This is a genomic window from Alteromonas sp. 5NS40-0096, from assembly GCF_057544385.1.
The window spans coordinates 252,860-278,342 of record NZ_BAAJLQ010000002.1 but is presented as its reverse complement, the minus strand read 5'-3'; the positions used below and the strand labels follow the sequence as shown (position 1 = coordinate 278,342).

The window sequence follows — 25,483 nt, the reverse complement described above, 5'->3', positions numbered from 1 at the left end:
AACAGGAACCGCAATTCGGACTTGCACTCGGTTCATTGTTTAAGGTAAAAAAGCAGGAAAATGAGAAAGTTAAGACGTAGATGAAACCTTCTTTACAGCTAAAGTTTAGTCAACAACTCACAATGACCCCTCAGTTGCAACAAGCGATCAAGCTTTTGCAGCTCTCTACGCTCGACTTGCAGCAGGAAATCCAAGAAGCACTCGACTCAAATCCACTCTTAGAAGTCGAAGATATTGGCGATGGCGATCAACCGCAAAAAAGTAACTTAGACAGTGAAAACGATGCCACTGCCGAAGCTCCTGCACCTAGTTCAGATAATATTGAAACCTCTGATGCATTAGAAAAAGACGGGTTACCCGACGAACTTCCTATCGACAGTACATGGGATGAGTATTATTCAGCGTCTTCGGCCCCTGCACCTATGGCAGCATCAGATGACGACCAAGTATTTCAAGGCGAGACCACCGACGATATCCAAGCTCACTTGCTTTGGCAGATGGGTCTGACACCATTTAGTGATATCGACCGTGTAATCGCAATGGCGATTATCGACTCAATCGATGAGTCAGGGTATTTAACGGTAACCGTTGAAGATATTCTGCAAAGTGTGAATACCGATGACGAGACAGAGGAACTTATCGAAGAGGATGAAGTCGAATGTGTATTGAAGCGAATTCAACAATTCGACCCCTTAGGTTCAGGATCTCGGACGCCGCAGGAATGTTTATTGGTGCAACTCAATCAGTTTCCCCCTGATACACCTTGGCTAGCAGAAGCAAAAATGCTGCTAACCGATTACGCGGATTTGCTCGGTAGCAAAGATTACCGAACACTGATGCGTAAGACTAAGCTAAAAGAAGACCAGCTCAGAGAAGCAATGGTGCTTTTGCAAGGGCTTAATCCTAGACCGGGCTCAGCGTTAATTACCAAAGAGCCTGAATACGTCATTCCGGATGTATCAGTCGCGAAGAAGAACGGCCGTTGGGTGGTTGAACTCAACCCGGATAGTTTGCCGAAACTCAGCATTAATCAGCAGTACGCTGCGATGAGTAAAAGTGCGCGAAGCAGCAGTGATTCACAATTTATTCGCTCACATATGCAAGAAGCCAAGTGGTTTATCAAAAGCCTAGAATCGAGAAACGATACGCTGATGAAGGTGGCAAATTGTATTGTCCAACAGCAAATGGGTTTCTTCGAACACGGTCCAGAAATGATGAAACCAATGGTGTTAAACGATGTAGCAGAAATGGTCGATATGCATGAATCCACCATCTCTCGCGTTACGACCCAAAAATATATGCATACGCCTCGCGGTATCTACGAGTTGAAGTATTTCTTCTCGAGCCACGTGGCAACGGAGTCTGGTGGAGAATGTTCGTCAACCGCGATTCGAGCGTTGATCAAGAAACTGGTTGCCGCTGAGACCCCGAGTAAACCATTAAGTGATAGTAAGATTGCTCAATTGTTGGCCGACCAAGGAATTAAAGTTGCCCGGCGGACAATAGCAAAATACCGGGAGTCTCTCTCGATTCCCCCGTCTAACCAACGAAAAAGCCTGATTTAGGCTCCACCTATAAGGAAGACGAAATATGCAAATAAACCTTACTGGTCATCATGTTGAAATAACTGATTCTTTGCGTAACTATGTCGACACCAAGTTCAGCAAGCTAGAACGTCACTTCGACCACATATCTAACGTGCATGTTATCCTCAATGTCGAAAAACTTAATCAAAAAGCAGAAGCTACGATGCACCTTAGCGGAGCGGAAGTGTTTGCCTCATCGGAAAATGAAGACATGTACGCCGCCATCGATAGTATGGTAGACAAGCTTGATCGCCAAGTGATCAAGCATAAGGAAAAACTGAAAAGGCACTAACCCTATCTGATGGATATCACAGCCATAGTCAGCCTGGATCGCACGCAATGTGCGGTCCAGTGCAATAGTAAAAAACGAATTCTAGAGATTATTAGCGAAATTGCCGCTAACAATCACCCGTCTGTTGAACAATCTACCGTATTGAGTGCACTGTTAAATCGCGAACGTATGGGAAGCACGGGAATCGGTAATGGTATTGCTCTTCCCCATGGCAGACTAGCAGGCCTGGAGCGGGTAACCGCAATTATTGTCACCAGCACGCCCGCGATAAATTTTGATGCCATCGATGATCAACCTGTCGATATCTTTTTTGCTCTGCTTGTGCCAGAAGAGCAAACCGAGGGGCATTTGCAGACATTAGCAACCGTAGCGGGTAAACTAAGCGACAAATCGACCGTTAAAGCGATTCGAAACGCCAAAACGAGTGACGACATTCTTCAAGCATTAGCCTAACGCACCATACAGGGAGACGGGGCCGTGAAACTAATTATCATAAGTGGACGTTCAGGCTCTGGGAAATCTGTAGCCTTACGCGCATTAGAAGACTTAGGCTATTATTGCGTAGATAACATTCCTGTTAACCTTTTGCCGACACTCACGCACACTGTGGTGGATGAATACGACCAAGTCGCCGTTAGTATTGATGTTCGAAACTTACCAAAAGATCCCGCAGACCTTGTAGAAATACTGGACTACATGCCTGACACTTGGGATATGACCATCGTCTACATTGATGCCAGTGACGACATTCTAGTTAAACGCTTCAGCGAAACACGCAGATTACACCCCTTAACCAAACTCAATAAGTCCTTGTCTCAGGCCATTAAAGCCGAATCCGGGTTACTCGCCCCTATCGCTGAACGCGCCGATTTGTATATCGACACTGATGGCTTTTCCATCCATCAACTGGCTGAGCTCATCAGAGAGAGAATTTTAGGCAAAAAAAGTTCTCGTTTAGTACTCGTATTTGAATCATTCGGTTTTAAACACGGTATCCCCAAAGATGCGGATTACGTGTTTGACGCCCGCTTTTTACCCAACCCTCACTGGGAACCCGATCTTAAGCACCTCACTGGCCTTGATGTGCCTGTTGAAAATTTTCTCGGGTCTCAACCCATCGTTCCTAAATTCATATTGCAAATACAAAACCTCATTGCCACCTGGTTACCTCACCTCGAGCGAAACAATCGCAGTTACGTGACGGTGGCAATCGGTTGTACAGGTGGTCAACACAGGTCAGTATTCGTCGCGCAAAGTCTCGCGAAAATTTTTGAAGAGATACACCCGGACGTACAAATTCGACATAGGGAACTGGACCAATGAATCGAGTCGAAAAACAACTGACTATCGTTAATAAACTCGGACTTCACGCCAGAGCAGCGACTCAACTCGTTCAGCTAGCTAATCAGTTTGATGCAAATGTGACGCTGCACAAGGGCGATAAAGAAGCGAACGCCAATAGTGTATTAGGCTTAATGATGCTTGAAAGTCATCAAGGCGAGCAAGTCAATGTGGTAAGTGAAGGCAACGACGCGCAAGCGGCAATGACGGCCATTGAGACGCTGATTGCTGGTCGTTTCAATGAAGACGAATAACATTTTCCAAAGTATCACGAAATTATCACGGGTGTAGTCGGGTCTTGTTAGCCAGCAGCAGTTAACAGGACCTACAATGAAGCCATCTTATTCCCCGACTCCAATACTTTTCGCCATGGGCGTATCGCTTTTACTTATCGGTATCACCATGTTCTCAGGAAACCTTGGTGGCTTGAGCAAAGTTGCCTCCTTCTTCTTGGATTTCAACGAGCAATCTTCTGGGCTTATTACCACTGGTGTTGCCAGCGTATTTACCATTTTGGGAGCATTGTCATTTGTCGCTATTCGTATCAACGCACTGCGCAAATGGCTCGGATTGGCGCTTGTCTCTTTCAGTATACTGCCTTTACTGACACTGTTTTCAGACATTCACTGGATCGATAGCTTAGGCGGTTTCCCCGCTATCGGTTCGGGTCAGGGAATAATTAAATACGTAGCCCTACTGGCTCTGGGGCTAACGTTAATTCCTAATTTTCTTTGCGCCCACCAGCTGCGTTGGATCAATTACTTTCCTGTCGCATTGGTACTGCTATGGATAGGCGGAATGAAATTTACTTTGCTAGAAGCCCAAGGTATCGAAGATTTAGTGGCCACATCTCCATTCATGTCTTGGATGTACAGCTTTATGGATGTGCAACAGACATCTAACGTCATTGGCGTTTACGATATCATCGCATTAGTGCTACTCGGTTTTGGCCTGGTGTATCGCAAATTCCTGTTGTTCGGCGTGCTCATGAGCGGTGCGGTTTTTGTTATGACTCAGACCTTTTTAGTTAGCTTTTCAGCGTCAGTAGACCAAGGGGTTTTAACCGGTACAGGTATCTTCATCATCAAAGACTTATGGTTCATTGCTAATTTATGGGTGCTGTTTACATTGGAAGATGACGATATCGACTGTGACCCTTTCTTTGCGAGAAAAGAAAATTAAAGATTGTGTAAAGGTAACGAATTCTAGATGACCAAGTGGCTGTGATTTGGGTATGCTAGCTCTGAGTGAAATAAAGGGGCGAACCAACCATGATCAGTCACCTGCGTCTTTTGCATTACTGTCATCGCGTTATCACTATCGTCATTGCAGCCGCACTTTGCATCAGCTGCGGTGGAGGCTCAGGCAGTGACAGCCAAAATGTCACGACTTCCCCTGTCTCCACTCCGCCAGTTTCTTCCCCATCTTCCAGCCCAGTGTCAGAGACGCTGTACTTTCCACCTAACGATTCGTTAACGTGGTCGACAACATCGCCAGAGTCGCTAAATTGGAATCAGAGTGCGATTAATGAATTGATGTCACACCTAGCCAATGACGGCACCCGAGCCTTTATTGTGCTCAAAGACGGAAGAATAATCATTGAGGAATACTTTGGCTCCACACTGAATGGCGGCAATGACTTTGATGCCACCAGAAATTGGTATTGGGCATCGGCGGGAAAAGTTCTCACCGGCTTCACTGTTGGCTTGGCCCAACAGGCAGCGTTTTTAACCATCGATGAGTCTTCCGCAGAGTACCTCGGCAGTGGTTGGGCACAACTGACTAGCGAACAAGAACAAGCCATCACGATAAAGCATCACCTAAGTATGACAACAGGTTTAGATGAGTCTGTAACTGATAGTGACTGCACACTAACTTCCTGTCTCTTATTCCGCAATGCACCGGGTGAACGCTGGGCCTATCACAATGCCCCTTACACCTTGCTCACACAGATTATAGAAAGTGCAGTAACCAGTGATTTCGAAACGTTCTTCAATAATACCCTTAAACAGCAAATAGGTATGGATGGCTTTTGGTATTCACCAGACGATAGCGACAACCTGACCTTCTACAGTACCGCACGTTCTATGGCGAGATTTGGCTTGCTAATGCTCAACAGAGGAGATTGGAATGGGCAGCCCATTCTCGAAGACAAAGCGTATTTCGACCAAATGATAACAAGCTCTCAAACTCACAACCCTGCCTACGGCTACTTGTGGTGGTTAAACGGTAAAGCAGCCTTTATGGTACCCGCCACAGGACAGGAATTGTATGACGGCAGTATGACAAAGAGTGCACCCAATGATATGTATGCCGCATTGGGAAAATCGGGGCAGTTTATTAATGTAGTCCCCAGTCAAAACTTAGTCATCGTGAGGATGGGAGAAAGTACAGATGACGCTCGAGTTGCGGTTTCGGTGCAGAACCGGATATGGGCGATATTCAGCCAAGTACTGACTTCTGACTAGGGTGTATCAACTGCGTTTAAGCTAACCCAAAAAGCCAGCCGCACATCACGGCGGCCAACTGTTTTCACGATTTAAATAATGGGAGTGACTTTCTCAGTCTCAACTGTAGGGCTGGGTATTGTCTCAGGAGGCAATACAGTAGGCTTAGCGTTGTTGACTGCAGCCTTATCTCGCACGTTCTTTTGAACTGTAATAGCGGCAAACATACTCAGTGTAAAAGCCATGCCGAAAAAGCCTTTTTCACTCAACAGTAAGTCGGCGTTGACCAATCCAATTACGAGTAATGCAATCGCACTGGCCGTAGAGACACAGGCTGCAATAAAGTATGCTTTGGTCGTGGGAACCGCTTCCATCTTATCGCGAACCGTTTTTTGTAGTGAAACCACAGAAAACAAACCCAATAACATAATGGTGAGGTAATACCCTTTTTCGTTTAATGCCATCGCGGCATTGAGTAGCCCAATGAAGTAGGCGCCGACGCCAGTAATAAGTGCGACAATAGACGCGATGACAAAAGCTTTAGTTGGTTTTTGAATATGAGTCATTTCGCTCTCCTAAATCGTTTTGATGTCATCGACACCGCGAAAAACTACCGTTGTGGTCGATAAGTCATAGGTATCCATGAAATCACTGATGCTACCAAATGTTGCAGTTACCACCTTTCGGTTGTGGTCCTTTAACGTAATGCCTTCACTGAACATGCTGCCCAATGTCAATTTTGCGCGACTGACTTTCAGCTCTTCTGGCTTAAAATAAGCGTTGACGTTCGCTTTGATTCTGCCGATGTCGGTAGTTGAGTAAACAGCCGCATTAACCAAATCCAGTGTATATTCAGTGCAATTTTGACGCTGACTGTTAAACGGGTTAGCAATCACTGAATAGTTAGGGTTGTGTAGCGTTTTCGCTTTGTCTTCGCTGTAAAGTGCGATCAATTCGGTTTGCAATTCCACAGTAGGAATTATAATACCGGCCTCTAATGCATAAGCGCCCCAGAAGAAATCAACCGGATAATCAGTAATCAGATGACTCACATCTTGATCTTGGGCATCTTGATATAAATTGTGAATCGCATAGCCTTTGACGATCTCGCCATTGCTTAATTCAATACTGGAGTACACTGCGATTGCAGTATGCGTAAAGCGTACTCCCTCTGGTAAATCTGCTTCCGGTCGCCCTCGACGAGCGATAATGAAAGCTCTAGCGCCCTGGCTAGCAGCAAAATGTTCAACATCTTTAGAAAAGGTTGCAATCGCTTCTGGGCTGAACTTCGGTTCCGTCGGCTGTTGGCTACCAGCAACACATTGGCCTGCCACAGCAAGAGATAAAATCATCAGTAAAGATTTCATGGGTGGCTCCTAGCGTGTCGTCGTTGTCACTTTAACTTTGTTTGGAGCAGGGTCGACGGTAATAATGGTTTCGGTAATCACAATTGGCTCAGCGGCATGTGCTTCTCGATGACGTCGTTTGCTGTCTTCAGCACTCTCGGCTAACGCATTTCCGCTGGCGACCATTACACTGCCCGTTGCAATGACTGGCACCGCGACTACCGCACTAGCCACCGAAGCCGTTGTAGTTAGGCTGCCACTAGAAGCAAGGACACTGTGCTTACTCGCTTTACCACTGTGATTTACCGAATCATCGGCAAACGCGTTTTGACAAATTACAGCACTCAACATCAATGTTAATAACGTCTTTTTCATCATTCTTTCTCCTAAGTTGTGTTGTTGCCAACGCCATCTACACTAGGTGAGAGAATTAAATTCGTAAACCTTTTAAAAAAATGTAGTATATAGCTACACCACAAGTATCAAATATTAATACCATGAGCCAAATTTCACTCATTTATGACACCCTCAAGCAATGTCTAAGGGAAAATCAACTGACCTATAAGCAAGTAGCAGAAGCACTATCCGTTAGCGAGGCCAGTATTAAACGTAACTTTTCTCTTCAAGCATTCAGTTTGGATAAACTCGAACATATTTGTGATTACTTAGGGCTATCGTTGACCGATTTGTTTGCTTTGTCACAAAAACACCAAACCAAGATCTCTCAGCTGTCTGAACAACAAGAGTTGGAGTTGCTGTCGAACCCCAAGCTACTTCTGGCCGCGGTTTGCGTAAGAGACGGTTGGACATATGAGGAACTGATTGAGCATTATGACATCGACGCGGTTGAGGGTATTAAGCTAATGACGACGTTGGATAAATTGCAGCTCATCGAACTTTTACCTAACAATCATTACAAACTGCTTATCGCTCAAGACTTTCGCTGGATTCCAGGTGGTCCACTTGAGAAATTTATGGAACAAGAGGTCATGGTAAAATTCATGGCACCTAAGAAAAATGAACCCTGGATGTTCCGATTTTATTTACGAGGAAGATATTCCCCAACCTCAATTGCGATCATTCAAAGAAGGCTGGAGCAAATTCGTCAAGAAGCGGCACAACTCAGTGATGAGGATAACACCCTCCCAATTGATGATAGACAACATGTCGGGCTACTTCTTGCGATGCGCCCTTGGGAGCCTTCGTTGTTTGAAAATATGCGCCGACTACCTCAATCAGATAGTTAGCGCAAAGCAAATTTATCGATAACCGTCACTGTTTTCGTTTTAAACCCGATAACATCATCGTTGGCTAATTCCGACAATACGCGAGAAAGTTGCCTCACTGACATGCCTAACATAGCAGCAATAGACTCTCTATTTTGTAGGCTGAACACTGGACCATGTTGTCGGTAAAGATAGCCGAGGTATTTACAGACTTTTTGCTTAGCCGAAAAACGACTGGTCGAATGTAGTGACGCAGATGCATAGAGTTTTTTACTTAGCGCTTTGCACATTAAGGTCAAAAAACATGGGTGTGATAAGGCATATTGGCGTATTAGATCTATCGACAATTTGAACACTACAGCGTTGCCCATGCTAAGTGCATTTGTCATTACGGTTTTATCACTTTCCAAAAACAACTCTAACTCTCCTAAAACAGAGAATGCCGACTCAAATGAAAACACAGCGCGCCCGCCAGATTCATCATAGTGTTCTATTTCAATTTGCCCTTCTACCAGAAAATATAAGTGAGTGTGCGGCCCACCTTGGCTAAACAGCCTTTCCCCTGGTTTCAGCTTAATCAGTTTCATGCCGTCGATAACCGCTTTGGGTAGCGAGAGGTGCAAGTCATGTCGCAATAAATAATGTTCGAACAAGGTTGTCGATGCCGTCTTCATTTTCATTCACCAAAAAGTGACATATATCCTTTTTAGCATAACGGAGCCACATTATGATGGCCATACTTTAATGCTGAGCAGAGAATCGAGATGAGACCTATTCTAATTGACACTGATACGGCGTCTGACGATGCCGTTGCCATATTGATGGCATTGAGAGAGCCGAGCATAAAGGTAGTCGCAATTACGACGGTTGTGGGTAATTGTGATATCGAACAATGCACCCGAAATGCACTGATTTGTGTTGAGCAAGCCAATACCTACCATCCCCCTGTTTATGCAGGAATGACAAAACCTCTGTTTAGAGAGCACTTTCACTCTCTTCATATTCATGGTGAAGATGGAATGGGAGATATGGGCTTACCGGCACCGACACTCACTATTGCCAATAACCATGCCGTGGACGCCATCATCGGCTACGCCAATGAATATGACGGAGAGTTAGAAATTGTGACGCTTGGCCCACTTACTAATATGGCGATGGCAGTGCTAAAAGACCCATCTATTGTAGAGAAAATAAAGCATGTGTATGTAATGGGTGGTTCGGGTTTATCAGCCGGCAATATTACACCAGTGGCCGAATTTAACTTCTTTGTGGACGCAGAAGCCGCCCATTTGGTCATTGAGTCTGGGCTGCCGCTCACGGTCGTCGGTTGGGAAATTGGCATGGGGGAAGCGTTTATCGGCACGCAGGATATCGAGCGACTCAATTCGCTGGGTGAGCTGGGTCAATTTGCCGTGCGTTGTAACAAAGTGTTGATGGCGTTCAATGCAGAGAGGGAGAAACGCATAGGGTTTGATTTACCTGATCCTACCGCAATGGCAGTCGCGCTTTACCCAGATATTGTCGAAAGTGACATCCAGGCATACGGCTGGATTGAATACCAAAGTGAAAAAAGTTACGGCCAATACGTTATCGATTCAACCCACTTGAGCGGTAAACCAGCCAATACACGAACAATTTTAGCGATTAAAGATGGCATGTTTAAGCAAAAACTGTTTTCTCTATTGGCCAGTTCGAAATCGACTTAAATCGAAACAGGGTGGCCTACACCGACATTTGATAGGCGTCTGTAATCCACTTTTTGACCTCCGGATTGAAGTCGTCAAGATGGGTGATTTGAATTCGATGTGTACACATGGTTCCAAACGGGCCGGACGGTTCAAGGCAGCCTGTAATTGCAACCCCTTTAAGTTTTAAACCTAAGTCGATTCGCGTTTTTGTTGCGGGTTTAATCAAGACGAATTGGTGTTTGCGAATCACACTGACTGTTGCTTTCTTAGGCGTGATTATGACATCGCGCCCAAGATCAGTGACAAACTCAATGATGGCGTCATATATGGGCTGTAGTGCCTCCTTGCCTTTGTACTGTAAGGCAACTAAGTCCTCTTGTGGGCTTTGCTGATCATTAAATAATTTGACGATGGTATTGGCAAAGCCATGCGTCACACCGTGCTGCTCTTTGAGAAACTTAACTGCGATAGCATGCTTTTCAAAATCACCGTCAGCCAAAATTCCGAACCATTGTTCCAAACTTTTGCCCGTCTTCTCCGGCATGTTGGCTATCATGGTTTCAAGCGCTTTATCCATATTTCCCCCTCAGGTTGTCATACGAGTGTAGTGGAAAATCAAGAAAACACGATTCCCCTTTAGGGGTTATCATCAACGCGCATTTCGTGTTGATACATCACCATCCAACCGTCGATATAAATTTGAGTAGGTCTGCGTGCAGCGTAAATCACTCCCGTTTGGTGTAACGAAGCAATTTTATCAAATGGCAAAAACAAACGATCGACACGATAAAAATTGCGTAAAGACAAAGCGCGATCAAACTGGAAGTGTTTGGCTGCTGACACCGGGGTGGTATGTGCGATATTGCCCACGCGAAATTCAATACCTTGATCTGTGATCTCCATTACTCGCAGGGGCACATAACGGAACCGCCCGTCAGAGGTGGGGTCCAACTCAAAATAGTCGACCAGAAAAAAATCATTGATCTGCGGTGCTTCGACGATTGCAGCTGTGCGTCTTATTTCATAACTGTTGTAAAGCGCTATACACACAACAAACAACATCAAAACTGTTAGCTCAACATGTTGCGTAGCAATGCGTTTGATCACTCGAATCGGCGCGACGAACGAAAAACCTGAAACGGCATTTAACCATTGCTGCCAATGAAAAGGTAATGTGTATCCCATACTTTGACCTTCCTTGCGTAAGTGAGAATTCTCATCATTGACGTAATTTTGCGCAAAAACAAGTTTTTGTGCTGAATCAGCCCAAAGCCTGTTTCAATTCCTCGAGATAAGGCGCAAAGTGTTGCCACTGATTTAGCCCGCTGCGATAAATAGGTTGCCTTACCTGTTGAGCACTGGGGGTATTGATTGCTCGTTTGGTTTGATAAAACTCGATACATTGCTGTTCAAAAGGCACGTCAATAAAATGAAGCAGCCTATTCACCTGCCCTTCCAGATCATCGACCACATCTTCGTGATTTACTCTCAAGATTTGCCCCGGCAATACCTTATCCCAATGTGCCATCATTCGTTCATAATCACGATAATAGCGCCCCAGCGCCGTTAGGTCGTAACTGAAACTCTGCCCTTCAGCAAACAGTTGTTTATAACCACTGAAACAACAGGCCATCGCCTCTCGGCGGGCATCAATTATCTTTGCATTGGGCAAGATGAGCTTTATCAACCCAATGTGCATGAAATTATTTGGCATTTTATCGATGAAAAGTGGCGATCCCGAACGGTGTTGCTGGGTTTGCTCCAAATACTGTTGACCAAAACGTTGAAAATATGAGTCTGGCAACTGGCTCAATATATCTGGATAGTTATCACCACCCGCATTAGGCTGGCTGAGACGAGCTACCAATGAGAGGATATTTTGCAATTCCATCGTCCCCTCAATTTGACTATGGCTCGCTAAAATTTGCTCTATCAGTGTTGAGCCTGCTCGAGGCAGCCCCACAATAAAGATGGGGCCAGACGCTTGCTCACCCCGCCCTTTCAATTTCTCGAACAGTGCTTGATTAAACACCCTGCAATTTTGGTCAACGGCATTCGATGTCAAATCTGGAGAATAGTGGCTGGCGACATATTGCTTGTCATTTCCCTTTTGATAATAACGAAAGGCATCAGCATAGCTTTTTCTATCTTCGTAGGTTTTGCCAATCGCAAAACACAAATGAACATAATCCTCGCGGTTTAGCCCACCCGCTTCTATCAAAGTACAAGCATCGGTGATTTCTTTGTCTGACAATGAATAAGTCTTGGTATTTGTCAGGCTCCAATATGCATCACCATAATGAGGTCTTGCGGTATAAGCTCTCTGGTAAGCCTCTATCGCCAAGTCAATCTCACCTGAGGTTTTGTAGGCGTGACCGAGTTGTAACCAAAGAGACGCTCTATTGGGCTCTTCCTCCAACACCTGGACAAATAGGGTGATACCCTCGCGATAATTGCCTAAGCCAATTTGTGCAATACCAAGTAGGATGGAAAAATTCGCATTGTTCGCCTGTTGGGCCAGAAGGGCTTCGGCTTGCGCTTTAGCGGACTCGAATTTACCTAAGCGATTTAACAACATCCCATATTCATATCGGGCTCTAACGTGCTGTGGTGACAAGGCTATACAAGTTTCCAAAATGAATTCGGCATCAGCGTACTGTTCCATTTTGACGCCTATCAATCCAAGTAAGTACAAACCATCAGGGTGATGCTTGTGATCTCGTAAGAATTGCCGGCACACTTGGTCCGCTTGCGCCCTTTTTCCATCATAGAGTAGCTGCGCCGCCCCTAATAATGGCTTGGGTAAAGCTTGCCAAAATTGAAGATTTTCGGTGGCATATTGAATACTTTTACTTTCGCCAAGTGATTCGTATGCATGGCGCAACTGTTGCCAACTCGCAATCAATGCAGGATTGACCAAGGTCGCGTCAAAAAACGCTTTTGCGGCGGCATCTTTTTGTCCCACCGCCAAATAACAATAACCTGATTCTTGAAGTGCTCGACCATGCTCGGGTTGAGAAGCAACCACTTTTTGAATGGTAGCAAGTGCCTGTTGAGGTTGATTACTGTATCGCAAGGCCACAGCGTACAGGTATGCCGCTTCGGCAGAATCGACGTCTGACACATCATCGACATGCGGTTTGAGATAGGCGATAGCCCGGATAAATTCAGCTTGTTTCAAGCTTTTAGTCGCGTTTTGAATTGCAACATCAAGGGTATTTTGTGTCATAGGACTGGCGTGCTGTTGACCTGAAAAAGGGGAAGCATTTGCCTCCCCTCTCAATTAACTTACGCTTAACTTACAAGAAATCGTAAGAAAAACGCAACCCAATCGTCCGCGGTCGATTCGTGATGACTTTAGGCGTAAATTGCTGAGTGTCTATATGGAGCGTAGCGCTCTCATCAAACACATTGTCGATATACAACTCTGCCTTCCACTCATCATTTGTTAGACCAAATACAAGATTAGCGATAGCATAATCCCCTGCAACGTAGCGACCACCCTCAAATGCGTTGCCATTGCGGTCCAAGTAATTCACACCCGCGTAGTCCGCTGCAGACAATTCTCGCTCGATTTCCAAGCCAGAGCCTCGTCCGTAGATCAGTTGGCTGGCATCTTCAAACACAAAAGCATCTGCAGTCATATTCATTAAGCGATCGCCCGTGTAGCTGACAGATGCATTAACGAATCCAGTCATGCCATTTTCGAGTTCATAAAAATAGCGAGCTCTGATATTGCCACTAAATTCCGCGGAGTAAGGTAATCGGCTTCCCACTGGCGGCGCAATACCCACCAGCTCAGGATTCAAGCTTACCAACTCAGTGTCGAGTAGGCTAAATGCTGCATCGATAATGAGATCATCTGTTGCCAACCAGGTTATATCGGCATCAAGTCCCCGAATTTCAGCATCGCCAACATTATCAGTGAAGACCAAAAAGCTGATATTAGTTGGGTCAAATCGAGAGGTTTGTAAATCGGTGATTTCAGAGTAAAAGGCGGTAGCATTGACGCGCAAGATACCGTCGAGGAAATCCCCTTTCATACCGATTTCATAGTTATCCAAGGTATCGGTTAACGAGTAAACTGGGATACGGAAATCGGCAAATGCGCCTTCGGTTGAGGTTGCTGGATTACCGCCGACTCGGTTAGTCACCGGAGGCCTGAACCCTTCAGAGTAGTTAGTAAACAAAAGAATATCTTCTGTCACTTTCCAGTCTAGGCCGAATTTAAAAATGGTGTCATCCACCGTCAGTACGCCATCGCTGTCTAACAGAGAAACGTCCAGTTGACCGGCATTAATGGCGTCAATGTAATCTTGCCCTAAACCGGGGAAATTCAGAATGGCTTGTTCACCGGAGCCAAATGCGCGCAATCTGCCGCTCACGTCAGCGGTAGTCGTCGCCCCTTTATACTCATCTTCAATCTCATACCATCGCGCGCCAAAACTCGCTGTCAGTGTATCTGTGATATCAAAATCTAACTGACCGAATACCGCGATTTGCTCGATAGTATGGGTAACGTCGTTAACAAAGCTGACTTCGGGTGAGAACGGGCCACCATTAGAATTGATCCCTTCAGTCCCAGCTAACATGGCACTGTTGTTACGAAACCCTGGGATATCCAAACTGCCCAATTGGAACCGACCAACAGAGGCCACTTCTTGGTCGTCGTAAAACACACCTGCGGTGAGTCGCCATCTCTCTTCTGCGTCAGTGTTGACTCTGAACTCGTGAGTTAGACGTGTTGTAGACGTTTCTTCCAAGTAAAAGCCCGTTGGATCGAAACAAGCTTGCTCCTCCGCCGGAAGGCCCGAATACAAACAGGTATAAAAAGCAGAGAAAGATCCGCCGTTGGTATACCCTGTGTAATCAATGGTCGAATTGATTTCACGATCGAGGTAACCACCGGTATAGACGATATCAAGCTTCTTCAACCTGCCTTCCAACGTCCAGGTCGTTAAGCCAAATTCATCGCTGTTTTCTTCCGGTACAAATCGATTCGCTGACGATGTACCGTCTAGGTTGGGGTCGTAAGCAAACACCCCTTCAGTATCCAGCGTTTGCTCGGTATGCTGGACCAATAAATGCCAGTCGTCATTAATATGGTATGACGCTCCAACACGCGCACCAGTGTAAGTAGCGTCGTTAAAATCGTCCTCAACCAATTCATCGTTAGTCGGTGCACTGATAGCCGTCGTGCTAGGTTCGAGTACACCTGGGCTTCCCGCATAACCCGAAACCCGTCTTATGACTTCTACACTTCCGCCATACCCGCCATTTGCTGGGTCGTTAAGTACATTATCAATCCATCCGCCTTGACGGTCGTTGTACATAGCGACACGAACGGCAAAATCGTCGGTAACGGCAAAATTGAAATAGGCTTCAAGGGTATTGCTCATCTCACCGCCTTTGGTGAAACCTAAATCGGTATCAATACCGGCGGAGAATCCGCTGTGGTCTGGTTTATTAGTGATGAGTCTCACTGTACCTGACTGAGAGCTGGCACCAAACAACGTCCCTTGTGGCCCAGGCAATACTTCGATACGCTGAATATCCGTAGCAAAAATGTCTAAGTTTCTGCCTTGCATAGACACAGGTTGCTCATCCAAATAGAACGCTACTGCGGGCTGAATCGCCTGTACCGAAGACACGGCAATCGAGGTTTGTGTTGTCGCCGCACCGCGAATATAAATTTCGTTTTGCCCTGGCCCAGTACCTTGGAATACAACATTGGGTAAAAACTCGACGTAGTCTTGGAAGTTGTCTACCCCCAAATTTTCTAACGCCTCACCATTTAGTGCTGTCACCGCAACTGGAATATCTTGAATAGATTCGGTTCGCTTTGTTGCCGTGACTTCAATCGTCTCGATTTTAGCTCTGGCGTCGGCATCTGTTTCTTGAGCGTTGGCCGCCATAGACGCCAATGCAGCAAGAACCGCACAACTCAACTTTTTTTTGTGCATTTTTGTGTGTATTCCCTGATTAATTAGATTTGAGTGTAATTATTAGAACTCTATCTATATTAGCGAATAACGACAAAAGGTCAAAATCCGCCCTCCACTTCGAAATCGCCGTATTTTATGTTTTAATTGGAGAATTAGCCTATATACGATTAGTTTTCGCGTAAAAAACGCGCTGAAAAATTAGTTAGAAAAAAATCAAAATTACAGTAATTCAAACGATAACAAGAACCAGTTCATTTAATTTGAAGCATTGTATTTAGGAGCCTCTTCGGTGGTCAAAACACATCTCGCTCGCGTCAATTTGCCCGTCTTCGTATCATCATCCGTACTCATCGCAGTACTGTTATTGTTTGCACTCATTGCGCCAAACACAGCCGATACCATTTTCGGTGCACTTCAAAGCGGAATTATTGACAATACTGGCTGGTTTTATGTGTTGAGCGTGGCCACTGTACTTGTGGTCACGTTATATCTCGGGATTTCTCGATTTGGTGAGATTCGATTAGGGCCTGACCATGCTCAGCCGGCGTATTCACTGCCAACGTGGTTAGCCATGTTGTTCTCTGCTGGCATGGGAATAGGTTTGATGTTTTTTGGCGTAGCAGAGCCATTAATGCATTACCTCGCTCCGCCAACCGCGACACCGGGCTCCGTTGAAGCCGTAAAAGAAGCACTTAAAACGTCATTTTTTCACTGGGGATTTCACGGTTGGGCCATCTACGCCATGGTGGCACTCATTCTTGCTTATTTTAGTTTTCGCCATAACCTGCCCCTCACTCTTCGATCTGCACTTTACCCATTTATTGGCGACAAGATCTTTGGTTGGCGAGGCCATATCGTCGACGTATTCGCCGTCGCGGGTACCATTTTTGGCGTAGCGACTTCACTGGGTTTTGGGTCAGCTCAAGTGAACGCTGGCCTATCCTATTTGTTTGGCATTGACTCCTCCACCACAATCCAGATTGCCATTATGTTCGCTATTACACTGTGCGCACTCGTTTCTGTTTCGACCGGTTTAGACAAGGGCATTCGCAGATTATCCGAAGCCAACATGATTCTCGCCGTGCTGCTGTTAGTATTTGTGCTCGCACTGGGCCCATCGGTATTCCTACTCAAAGCCTTCGTTCAAAATACGGGGGACTACCTTTCGGATATCGTTAGAAATACCTTTAATTTGTTTGCCTATGAAAAAACTGACTGGATTGGCGGCTGGACACTGTTTTACTGGGGTTGGTGGCTGGCTTGGGCTCCCTTCGTCGGGTTGTTTATCGCACGGATTTCCAAAGGGCGTACAATACGAGAGTTTGTGTTAGGCGTGTTGTTTGTCCCAACGCTGTTCACCATGTTATGGATGACTGTGTTCGGAAACACGGCAATACACTTTGTACGAGAGTTGGACGTATCCCAATTGGCCGATATGGTCAATGCGGATGCGGCTGTTGGCATTTTCGTGTTTCTCGAGCAGTTTCCCTTTAGTCAGTTGTTATCGGCTCTCGCTGTCATCATGGTAGTGATATTTTTTGTCACATCCTGCGATTCCGGCGCGATGGTAGTCGATATGCTCTGCTCGTTTGGTAATAACGATACGCCACTGTGGCAACGAGCCTACTGGGTCATCATGATTGGCTTTGTCTCCATGGTATTACTCTTTGCCGGAGGTTTATCTGCCCTGCAAACTTTAACCATAGCGTCTGCGTTTCCATTTGCGATAATTCTGCTGTTGTCTATTACCGGCTTGATGAAATCCTTACGTGTCGAGTTGTTTAAAAAAGAGAGCTTATTGTTTACTGCTTCACCTGTAGCAACGCCAACAAAAACCGAAAATTGGCAAGAGCGGCTAAAGAACATCGTCGACTTTCCTAGCCGTTCTAAAGTTGACCAATTTATTAATGGAGATATCAAAAGTGCGATGGCTAAGGTGGTAGAGGAACTGAAAGACCTACAAATTGAAGCCAGCGTTGAAAACGTCGAAAAAGGCGTGAAACTTGTCGTGCTCCACGGTAGCGAAGAAGACTTTGTATACAGCGTCATTCGACGACGATACCAACAGCCTGAATTTGCGCAGGAAAATATAGACACCGATGACGAACAATCCTATTATCGCGCCGAGGTTCACTTGCGAGAAGGCGGTCAGGACTATGATGTCATGGGCTGGTCTACACACGCAGTGATTAACGATATTATTGATCAGTACCACAAGCATCAGCATTTTCTGCATTTGATGCGCTAGATTTGCGCTTCGTAAACCTAGCTGGGGAGTTTTATGCAAAGAGATGAAGAACTATTAGTCGCACTGCGCCGAGTGATCCGCGCTATTGATATGCGCTCGAAACGCTTGAGCAGAGAGGTCGGCCTCACTGGTCCCCAGTTGCTGGTCATGAGAAACATCGGCAAGTTTCCTGGCATTATGGTTCGACAAATTGCCGAGAATATAAACCTCAGCCCTGCAACCGTAACGTCAATTTTAGATCGACTCGAAGCAAAGGAATTAGTGACGCGAATTCGCAGTACGGAAGACAAGCGCCGCGTTGGCGTCTTTCTTACCGATGGCGGCCTAGCCATTCTTGAGGATGCCCCGCTCCCACTGCAAGAACACTTCGTCAACCGCTTTGCCAAACTCGAAGACTGGGAGCAAAGTCAGATGGTGGCAACCATGCAGCGCATTGCAACCATGATGGATGCAGAAGAGATAGATGCGTCACCGTTACTCGAAGTAGGCAACATTGCCGAAACCAAATAAAACCAAGTCTGACCAGAATAAAATTGCATCATTCAATATGCGGATTGGTGCAATTCAAATGACATAATATGGGTTTATGCGTTACCCTATAACTATTGATTTTCAGTACGTTACACCTAGGTGACCAGTGGCAGAAGCGCTCGAGACCAAATTTGCTCAAAGTCAGTTACAAGAGCTCAACGACTCCTTATCGAGCGGTCGCTTTGTATCTGTGCGCAAAATTCTCCACGAGCTACCACCCAGTGACGTCGCCCTCATCTTAGAATCCAGCCCGAGTAAAACCCGTAATGAATTGTGGGAGCTACTCGATGCAGACTTTCACGGTGATGTTTTAGAAGAACTGTCTGAAGACGTACGTAACGGTATCATCAGCAAGATGATGCCCGAAAGTGTCGTTGATGCCCTTGAAGAGATGGACACCGACGACCTGGCAGAAACCTTGAGTACACTGCCAGACGAAGTTCTACAAGACATCCTCGAATCGATGGATGCACAAGACAGGCACAGAGCAGAAACCGCCTTATCCTACGGCGAAGATACTGCTGGTTTTATCATGAACACAGATACCATTACCTTGCGTCCTGACGTAACGGTAGACGTGGTATTGCGTTATCTCAGACTCAAAGGTGATCTGCCTGAAAACTCTGATACCTTCTATGTTGTCAATCGCACCGATAATCTAGTTGGCTTGGTGCCCGTTCCTCGTTTGCTTACTGCAGACCCAGACTCCCGTGTAGAAGAAGTCATGGACGAGGATGCAGAAGCGATTCCCGCCGATATGCCAGAACGAGAAGTCGCTAGCTTGTTTGAACGTTACAATTGGTTATCTGCCCCCGTCGTAGATGATAAGCAGCGTCTGGTCGGCCGTATCACGATTGACGATGTGGTTGATATCATCCGTGAAGAGGCCGAGCACTCCATGATGAGTATGGCGGGTCTAGACGATGAAGAAGATACCTTTGCACCGGTTTTGCAAAGTACTAAACGTCGCTCGATTTGGTTAGGTGTTAACTTATTCACCGCCTTGATGGCGGCAGCGGTCAGTGACCTATTTGAGGCGACATTGAGTCAAATGGCGGTACTCGCAATTCTCAATACCATTGTACCGAGCATGGGCGGGGTTGCAGGCAATCAAACGCTGACACTGGTTATCCGTGGTATGGCTTTGGGCCATGTTAGCCCGAGCAACAGCCGCTGGTTGATCAACAAAGAATTAGCCATCGGTTTCTTAAATGGTGTGATTTGGGCAGTACTCATTGCATCGGTGATAGCATTGTGGAAACAAGACTTCACCCTCGGGGTCATCATTGCCTTTGCTATGTTGGTGAACATGATAGCCGCGGCGCTATCCGGTGCAACCTTGCCAATTATCATGAAAAAACTAAAGATAGATCCAGCATTGGCAGGAAGCGTAATCTTAACCACAATCACAGACGTCGTTGGTATCTTTGCCTTCCTTGGCACCGCTACACTCTTCTTGATTTAAGATTGAGTAGGTAGCGTTAGACTAAACGCAGTTCCCTCGCCCAACTGGCTCTCAACGCTCAATTCTCCATTGAGCAATAGTGATAACTTTTTACAAATGGCTAAGCCTAACCCTGCGTGTAACGCATTGTCTGACTGGCGATTACTGGCCTGGTATCTCGCGTCAAAAATATAGGCAAGTTCATGTTCACTGATCCCGACGCCGTTGTCGGTGACAAACAAGGTTACCTCGCCATTAGACTGTTTAAGCGACAGTGTGACCTCACCGCCAATAGCGGTGTGGCGAATAGCGTTATCCACTAGATTAGAGAGTACGCGTTCTAGTTTCTCGACGTCCGTTACCACAAAAAATTCATTGTCCAACGGCGACACTTTCAAGGAAATCTGTTTGTTTTCTGCCTTCATTTCGAACTTGTGAGCGATATCGAACAACAGCTCGGTTACAGGAATCGCTTCTTGTGTCAACGTTACCTGTCCGCCTTCCAAGTACGCCAATTCAAATAGCTGATCGATGAGCTTTTTTAGGTTCTTGGCGTTTTTTAACGATGTGGCCATGTAGTCTTCACACACTTCGCGGCTCAAATCATTATGTTTCAAACTTAAGGTTTCTAAATACCCCAATAGATTTGCCAACGGTGTGCGCAGATCATGTGACAAATCTGCGAGTAACATACGCCGTTCTCGATGCCAACGTTCCTGTTCAGCAAACTGGCCGCTGATGTGATTAAGCATGTCGTTAAACGCATTACCCAAGCGAGCAACCTCATTGCGGCTTTGTCTGGGCCTTGGTGGCTGCTGATGATCTGCTAAATTCTGAAAACCGGTTTCGCAAACCGCTTCCATATCGTCACTGAGAGACTTCAACGGCATAGTGAAAAACTTGAACAACACGAGTAGGCACGCGAGTAGAATCCCCAGCCCAGCAAGTAGGATTAAACCCAACTGCTGAAGCTCGTGATCTTGTTTAAGTTGCAACATGATGGATTCGTACTTTTGCGCACCAATAATGACATATAAGTAGCCTTGTAAGCCGTTTTCACTGTGCACTTGGGCAACGGAAAAGACTTTTTCGCCGGTGAGATCTCTAGGATCGTCCCCTAGCAGTGGCAATTGTCTATCGGCACTCAACATATGCTGAATGGGCGCCATATCCACCGACTCTCTCACCACTTCTCCTGGCTTTGCCGAATAGGTAATGAGTTTGCCAGTCGTATCGAGTAAATAAAATTCAAAGTTCGGGCCCAATACCATCAAAGTATGGAAAAGATTCTCTAAGCCTTCGTAATCGTATACGCCCTCAGACAGTATCGGGTTGTCATTGACCAAGTGTTCGGCAAGGTCAATGTGTAACTGCTGTTGTGCTTGATTGTTGACTTGCGCTTGCCAACGCGCCGTCACGAGTAAGCTCCCTAACAATATGAGCACAAAAACGATAGCGATACTCAAGCTTAGGCGCTGATAAAAACACAGTTTATGCAAGAACACTGCGCGCTCCATCAGGGTTAAATTTGTAACCCACTCCCCAAACTGTTTGAACCATTGCTGGATTGGTCGCGTCTCTTTCAATCTTTGCACGCAATCGGTTGATGTGAGAATTGACCGTATGTTCGTACCCACTGTGTTGGTATCCCCAAACGGCATTAAGTAACTGGCTTCGGCTAAACACTTGATTAGGATGATGCGCAAGATACGACAATAACGAAAATTCTATTGAGGTTAGGACTATTTCTTCTTCCCCCCTGAAGACTTGATGTTGAGTCGTATTGATACTCAAATCGCCATGTTGTACTCGGTTGTCTTGCGGGGCATCGTGGGTGGCGAGGGATTTTAGTACTTCAACGCGGCGCAATTGACTGCGCACTCTCGCTTGGAGTTCTCTTATACTAAACGGTTTAGTGAGGTAATCATCGGCTCCCAATTCCAGCCCCAAAACTCGATCGGTTTCTGAGTTTTTCGCGGTCAGCATCACAATAATCTGCTCCGGCTTTTCCATTCTCACCTGACGACAAATGTCGAAACCATTAACCTTGGGCAGTGTTAAGTCCAGTACGATTAAATCGAAATCTTGAGACAGCGCCATTTGCAAACCTTGCTCACCGCAATTTGCTACCTCTACCTCTACGCCAATTTCAGCCATATTTACACGCAATAATTCCGAGAGGTCTTTATCATCTTCAACAACGAGTATCATCATATCTCCAGACTCCCCAAAAATATTGCCTTGTCGTCACAAGGCACAAGTGGTGGCGGGGAGAGGCCAGTATTATCTCGATATGATCAGGCTCACCGAAGGGGTGGTGAACCCAATCAAAAATATGACCGTCCAGCGCCGAAATTAATTGCATGTAATCTTGTTGAGGTATCAAGAACCGGCTGGTCCTACCTCAAAATACAGCACTAAGTATGGCGATTAACTATCCCGAAAGTATCACAAGGAGTTAAGAAATTAGTCACAATGGAATAGACAAGAGACGGGGCGACCCAATGGGAGATAGCGTCAAAGAGAGGAGAGTAGGAAGACTCATTTTTGCCAAGAGAATCCCTACCCGCGTTCAGGCCTTGTTGACTGCATGACAGGTTTGACGCTGTTGTTCAGTCGCGAAATACGTGCTCTTTCATTTCTTGGCAGATTTTTACGTCGGCACAATACTCCGCCGTAGGTCTTGCTAGCAGTCGAGGCACGCCGATTGGCTCACCTGTCTCCAGACAATAGCCATACTCTCCGAGTCTTATTCTCTCGAGAGACTGCTGAATTTTCGGTAGTAACTTTTGCTCTCTGTCGACAATGCGCATGAGAATGGCGCATTGTTCTTCCCACGTTGCTCTATCACTCAAATCGCTGAGATCTGGTGGACTGAGCATCTGGTCTTTAGCCTCTCTGATACGCTCCCGAGTCGAATCATGTAATTCGACAAGTAACTGACGAAAAAAACCGAGTTGTTCAGCGTTCATATATTCATCTTCAGGTGCATTGATTAAGCGCTCTTCTTGCGGTGAATACTGCTTTCGCTTCTTGGTATTCATTCCTATCTCCGTTTTCCAACCTTTAATATATGTTATAACATAACAACCAACGAAATAGATCATTACAAATAATATTGCCTCTCAATTTTGCAGCACTAGGCTAAGCAATGCAGGCTCTGATAAGCTAGTGTTTTTTTGATAAAGGACTATCTATGAAAACATGGCTTAGCTTAGGCACTGTATTCGCACTCATTTTCAGTGCGTACACTCACGCTTCTCCCTCATCATTGGAAAACATTATCAATGTGTCAGAGACGAAACCTTGCTTTTCAGGCGTGTTTGAAAGCTACGATACATGGGTAAACGCACTCGCTAGTAGAAAAAAGCATTTCGATAAAGCCAGATTTCCCTTTTCTAAAGCAGAGTTTAGCCATTACCAATCCACTCTCGATTGTTACTCTTTTACCTATTCTGTAGAGGGTAACCCAGTTATAGGTTTCCTCGTCAAACCGAAAAGTGCAACAGGTGCTACGCCCACACTGATTTTTAATCGCGGTGGAAACGGCAATTATGGTTCGTTGAATATGGGTCGTATCATGCATTCTGTTATGCCGGTTGCAGAACAAGGCTTTGTCGTTATCGCTTCGAGCTACCGCGGTAATCAAAGAGTGAAGTATGAAGACTTTGTTGCCGACAACTCGCAGGACCAGTTCGGCGGGAGAGATGTTGACGATGTCATCGCACTCGTTGATATTTTGAAGCAACTTCCTTTTGCCGACACAGAGCAACTCGGCGTCTACGGGAGCAGCAGAGGTGGAATGCAAAGCTTTTTGTTTGCAAAAAGTTACCCTGATATCACAGCCATCGCTACCGTGTCAGGCAGCGCAGACTTGTATACTGCCGTCACGGAAAACCAAAGGCCGAATTTCACTCGTATGGTGCAAAAACGTATTCCCGATTACGAAACGCATGCAGAATCGGCATTGAAGGCTCGCTCACCAGTCTATTGGGCTGACACCATACCCGATGTGCCAGTATTAATCATACATGCCAAGGATGATGAGCGCGTGTTGTTCAGCGAGGCCGAAACGCTAAACAACGAGTTAACCAAACTCGACAGAGAGGTGACATTTAAAATATACCCAACGGGAGGGCATGGTTTGAGAGATGCGCCGAAAGGAGAGGTTAACCGCATTATTGGTGATTTCTTTAAACAAGCGTTAAAAGAGAAGATTAAACAATAAAAAAGAGGCCTAAGCCTCTTTTTTATTTTATCACTTTAAGCGTTGGTTTGCCCTTTGGTGGGGGCTTGGGGGCTTCTTCTTGAGTATCAAGAGTATCTTCTTGAACCAAGTCTTCGCCTTGTGCCGCATCGTCTTCATCAAATGCGAACACAGTACCAGCGCCATTCTCTCGAGCATAAATGGCCATTACCGCAGCGCAAGGCATGCTTAGCCTTCTGGGTTGACCACCAAAACGTGCTTGAAACGACAATCCGTCTAAATCGAGATAAAAGTTAACACACGCAGATGGCGATAGATTCAACACTATCTGGCCATCTTTAACATGCTCTTGAGGGACTTCCACTAGTGGGTTAGTCGCATCAACCACAATATAAGGTGTTAACTCGTTATCTACGATCCAATCAAAAAAAGCCTTCAATAAATAAGGCTGATTCGATGTCATTGGCTTCATAGCGGGTTGTGAATTTCACGCTCTTGGTCAGTCAAAGAAGCTTTGAATGACGCACGAGAGAAGATACGGTTCATATACGCATTGACCTCTTTGCTGCCAGCACCAGTCAACGTAATACCCAAAGCAGGTAAACGCCACAATAGAGGAGCAAGATAGCAATCAACAAGGCTGAACTCTTCACTCATGAAATAAGGCATTTCAGCGAACAATGGTGCAAGTGCCAAAAGCGCTTCACGCAATTCGTTACGTGCCGCTTCTACATCACCTTCACCACGGAAGATTTTTGCAGCAAGAGAATACCAGTCGCTTTCAATACGGTGCATCATCAAACGGCTTTGGCCGCGAGACACAGGGTAAACCGGCATCAATGGAGGATGCGGGAAGCGCTCATCAAGGTATTCCATGATGATGTGTGATTTGTAAAGTACAAGTTCACGGTCAACTAACGTAGGAACTGTACCGTAGGGGTTTAGATCAATCAGGTCCTCAGGCAAATTACTTGGATCGGTATAGCTGATCTCAACACCAACGCCCTTTTCAGCTAACACAATACGTACCTGATGACTGTAAATATCAATCGAGTCTGAGAACAACGTCATGATTGAACGTTTATTCGCGGCTACGGCCATTCATTTTCCTCCGTTTAGAGACTAGTTTAACTGAGTTCTCTACCCTGAAAATCAGTTATACAACAAAAGCTAAAAAAGGGG

Annotated in this window: 26 protein-coding genes; 13 read left to right on the top strand and 13 right to left on the bottom strand. The window is 45.8% G+C overall.

Annotated elements, in window-relative coordinates; translation table 11 throughout:
• Nucleotides 1-80 precede the first annotated feature (80 nt).
• The 7 genes from AC27G9_RS07160 (at nucleotide 81) to AC27G9_RS07130 (ending at nucleotide 5,687) form a co-directional block, all read left to right on the top strand.
• Entirely contained in the window at nucleotides 81-1,565 is a 1,485-nt protein-coding gene (locus AC27G9_RS07160) for an RNA polymerase factor sigma-54 (RefSeq protein WP_487072534.1), read from the top strand.
• Nucleotides 1,566-1,590: 25 nt separating this feature from the next.
• Nucleotides 1,591-1,878: a ribosome hibernation promoting factor gene (gene hpf / locus AC27G9_RS07155; RefSeq protein WP_487072532.1), complete on the top strand. Its 288-nt coding sequence runs from the start codon at nucleotides 1,591-1,593 to the stop codon at nucleotides 1,876-1,878.
• A gap of 9 nt (nucleotides 1,879-1,887) precedes the next feature.
• Nucleotides 1,888-2,331 (top strand): PTS IIA-like nitrogen regulatory protein PtsN, encoded by a 444-nt coding sequence (ptsN, locus tag AC27G9_RS07150; protein ID WP_487072530.1) that lies wholly within the window; start codon nucleotides 1,888-1,890, stop codon nucleotides 2,329-2,331.
• Nucleotides 2,332-2,355: 24 nt separating this feature from the next.
• Nucleotides 2,356-3,201 carry an RNase adapter RapZ gene (rapZ, locus tag AC27G9_RS07145; RefSeq protein WP_487072528.1) on the top strand — a complete coding sequence of 282 codons (846 nt, stop codon included), beginning with the start codon at nucleotides 2,356-2,358 and terminating at the stop codon, nucleotides 3,199-3,201.
• On the top strand, nucleotides 3,198-3,473 hold the full coding sequence (locus AC27G9_RS07140; RefSeq protein WP_487072526.1) for an HPr family phosphocarrier protein: 276 nt from the start codon (nucleotides 3,198-3,200) through the stop codon (nucleotides 3,471-3,473). The genes rapZ and AC27G9_RS07140 overlap by 4 nt, the downstream gene beginning before the upstream one ends.
• Before the next feature lie 76 nt (nucleotides 3,474-3,549).
• Nucleotides 3,550-4,401 (top strand): DUF417 family protein, encoded by an 852-nt coding sequence (locus AC27G9_RS07135; RefSeq protein WP_487072524.1) that lies wholly within the window; start codon nucleotides 3,550-3,552, stop codon nucleotides 4,399-4,401.
• 89 nt (nucleotides 4,402-4,490) lie between these two features.
• A complete protein-coding gene (locus AC27G9_RS07130; RefSeq protein WP_487072522.1) occupies nucleotides 4,491-5,687 on the top strand; it encodes a serine hydrolase domain-containing protein in 1,197 nt (398 codons plus the stop codon).
• A 71-nt stretch (nucleotides 5,688-5,758) separates the two neighbouring features.
• On the opposite strand, the gene yiaA is transcribed toward AC27G9_RS07130, so the two are convergent.
• Genes yiaA through AC27G9_RS07115 form a run of 3 tightly spaced genes read right to left on the bottom strand, consistent with a single transcriptional unit; the run spans nucleotide 5,759 to nucleotide 7,390 of the window.
• Complete coding sequence (gene yiaA / locus AC27G9_RS07125; protein WP_487072520.1) at nucleotides 5,759-6,232, bottom strand: inner membrane protein YiaA; 474 nt, start codon at nucleotides 6,230-6,232, stop codon at nucleotides 5,759-5,761.
• A 9-nt stretch (nucleotides 6,233-6,241) separates the two neighbouring features.
• Complete coding sequence (locus AC27G9_RS07120) at nucleotides 6,242-7,033, bottom strand: DUF2145 domain-containing protein (protein WP_487072518.1); 792 nt, start codon at nucleotides 7,031-7,033, stop codon at nucleotides 6,242-6,244.
• A gap of 9 nt (nucleotides 7,034-7,042) precedes the next feature.
• Nucleotides 7,043-7,390 (bottom strand): hypothetical protein, encoded by a 348-nt coding sequence (locus tag AC27G9_RS07115; protein ID WP_487072516.1) that lies wholly within the window; start codon nucleotides 7,388-7,390, stop codon nucleotides 7,043-7,045.
• Nucleotides 7,391-7,509: 119 nt separating this feature from the next.
• On the opposite strand from AC27G9_RS07115, the gene AC27G9_RS07110 reads away from it, so the two are divergent.
• On the top strand, nucleotides 7,510-8,259 hold the full coding sequence (locus AC27G9_RS07110) for a helix-turn-helix domain-containing protein (RefSeq protein ID WP_487072514.1): 750 nt from the start codon (nucleotides 7,510-7,512) through the stop codon (nucleotides 8,257-8,259).
• Here AC27G9_RS07110 and AC27G9_RS07105 read toward each other — a convergent pair.
• Nucleotides 8,256-8,912 carry a Crp/Fnr family transcriptional regulator gene (locus tag AC27G9_RS07105; RefSeq protein WP_487072512.1) on the bottom strand — a complete coding sequence of 219 codons (657 nt, stop codon included), beginning with the start codon at nucleotides 8,910-8,912 and terminating at the stop codon, nucleotides 8,256-8,258. The two genes, AC27G9_RS07110 and AC27G9_RS07105, sit on opposite strands and share 4 nt — an antisense overlap.
• Before the next feature lie 90 nt (nucleotides 8,913-9,002).
• Between AC27G9_RS07105 and AC27G9_RS07100 the strand changes: the two genes are divergently transcribed.
• Nucleotides 9,003-9,944, top strand: a complete 942-nt coding sequence (locus AC27G9_RS07100; protein WP_487072510.1) for a nucleoside hydrolase — start codon at nucleotides 9,003-9,005, stop codon at nucleotides 9,942-9,944.
• A 16-nt stretch (nucleotides 9,945-9,960) separates the two neighbouring features.
• Here the strand turns inward: AC27G9_RS07100 and AC27G9_RS07095 are convergent, their stop codons facing one another.
• The 4 genes from AC27G9_RS07095 to AC27G9_RS07080 all read right to left on the bottom strand — a co-directional run bounded on the left by AC27G9_RS07095 (nucleotide 9,961) and on the right by AC27G9_RS07080 (nucleotide 15,889).
• The gene (locus AC27G9_RS07095) at nucleotides 9,961-10,503 is read right to left on the bottom strand and encodes a DUF5655 domain-containing protein (protein ID WP_487072508.1); all 543 of its coding nucleotides are present in this window, start codon (nucleotides 10,501-10,503) and stop codon (nucleotides 9,961-9,963) included.
• Between the two features lie 59 nt (nucleotides 10,504-10,562).
• Nucleotides 10,563-11,111, bottom strand: coding sequence for a hypothetical protein (locus tag AC27G9_RS07090; RefSeq protein ID WP_487072506.1), 549 nt, complete (start codon nucleotides 11,109-11,111; stop codon nucleotides 10,563-10,565).
• Nucleotides 11,112-11,187: 76 nt separating this feature from the next.
• A complete protein-coding gene (locus AC27G9_RS07085) occupies nucleotides 11,188-13,155 on the bottom strand; it encodes a sulfotransferase (RefSeq protein ID WP_487072504.1) in 1,968 nt (655 codons plus the stop codon).
• A gap of 70 nt (nucleotides 13,156-13,225) precedes the next feature.
• Nucleotides 13,226-15,889, bottom strand: a complete 2,664-nt coding sequence (locus tag AC27G9_RS07080; protein ID WP_487072502.1) for a TonB-dependent receptor — start codon at nucleotides 15,887-15,889, stop codon at nucleotides 13,226-13,228.
• Between the two features lie 271 nt (nucleotides 15,890-16,160).
• Here AC27G9_RS07080 and AC27G9_RS07075 point away from each other — a divergent pair, with 271 nt between their 5' ends.
• The 3 genes from AC27G9_RS07075 to mgtE all read left to right on the top strand — a co-directional run bounded on the left by AC27G9_RS07075 (nucleotide 16,161) and on the right by mgtE (nucleotide 20,115).
• Entirely contained in the window at nucleotides 16,161-18,119 is a 1,959-nt protein-coding gene (locus tag AC27G9_RS07075) for a BCCT family transporter (RefSeq protein ID WP_487072500.1), read from the top strand.
• Nucleotides 18,120-18,152: 33 nt separating this feature from the next.
• Nucleotides 18,153-18,629: a MarR family winged helix-turn-helix transcriptional regulator gene (locus tag AC27G9_RS07070; protein ID WP_487072498.1), complete on the top strand. Its 477-nt coding sequence runs from the start codon at nucleotides 18,153-18,155 to the stop codon at nucleotides 18,627-18,629.
• 127 nt (nucleotides 18,630-18,756) lie between these two features.
• The gene (mgtE, locus tag AC27G9_RS07065) at nucleotides 18,757-20,115 is read left to right on the top strand and encodes a magnesium transporter (protein ID WP_487072496.1); all 1,359 of its coding nucleotides are present in this window, start codon (nucleotides 18,757-18,759) and stop codon (nucleotides 20,113-20,115) included.
• Here the strand turns inward: mgtE and AC27G9_RS07060 are convergent.
• From AC27G9_RS07060 to AC27G9_RS07050, 3 genes are all read right to left on the bottom strand, one after another.
• A complete protein-coding gene (locus AC27G9_RS07060) occupies nucleotides 20,112-21,599 on the bottom strand; it encodes a sensor histidine kinase (RefSeq protein ID WP_487072494.1) in 1,488 nt (495 codons plus the stop codon). The two genes, mgtE and AC27G9_RS07060, sit on opposite strands and share 4 nt — an antisense overlap.
• Nucleotides 21,586-22,308 (bottom strand): winged helix-turn-helix domain-containing protein, encoded by a 723-nt coding sequence (locus tag AC27G9_RS07055; protein ID WP_487072492.1) that lies wholly within the window; start codon nucleotides 22,306-22,308, stop codon nucleotides 21,586-21,588. The genes AC27G9_RS07060 and AC27G9_RS07055 overlap by 14 nt, the downstream gene beginning before the upstream one ends.
• A gap of 398 nt (nucleotides 22,309-22,706) precedes the next feature.
• Nucleotides 22,707-23,138: a TraR/DksA C4-type zinc finger protein gene (locus tag AC27G9_RS07050; protein ID WP_487072490.1), complete on the bottom strand. Its 432-nt coding sequence runs from the start codon at nucleotides 23,136-23,138 to the stop codon at nucleotides 22,707-22,709.
• A gap of 152 nt (nucleotides 23,139-23,290) precedes the next feature.
• On the opposite strand from AC27G9_RS07050, the gene AC27G9_RS07045 reads away from it, so the two are divergent.
• Entirely contained in the window at nucleotides 23,291-24,322 is a 1,032-nt protein-coding gene (locus AC27G9_RS07045) for an alpha/beta hydrolase family protein (protein WP_487072488.1), read from the top strand.
• Nucleotides 24,323-24,344: 22 nt separating this feature from the next.
• Here AC27G9_RS07045 and AC27G9_RS07040 read toward each other — a convergent pair whose 3' ends face one another.
• Both AC27G9_RS07040 and sspA read right to left on the bottom strand, forming a co-directional pair.
• Nucleotides 24,345-24,773, bottom strand: coding sequence for a ClpXP protease specificity-enhancing factor (locus tag AC27G9_RS07040; RefSeq protein WP_487072486.1), 429 nt, complete (start codon nucleotides 24,771-24,773; stop codon nucleotides 24,345-24,347).
• Nucleotides 24,770-25,402 carry a stringent starvation protein SspA gene (gene sspA / locus AC27G9_RS07035; protein WP_487072484.1) on the bottom strand — a complete coding sequence of 211 codons (633 nt, stop codon included), beginning with the start codon at nucleotides 25,400-25,402 and terminating at the stop codon, nucleotides 24,770-24,772. Before sspA ends, AC27G9_RS07040 begins: the two co-directional genes overlap by 4 nt.
• Nucleotides 25,403-25,483 lie beyond the last annotated feature (81 nt).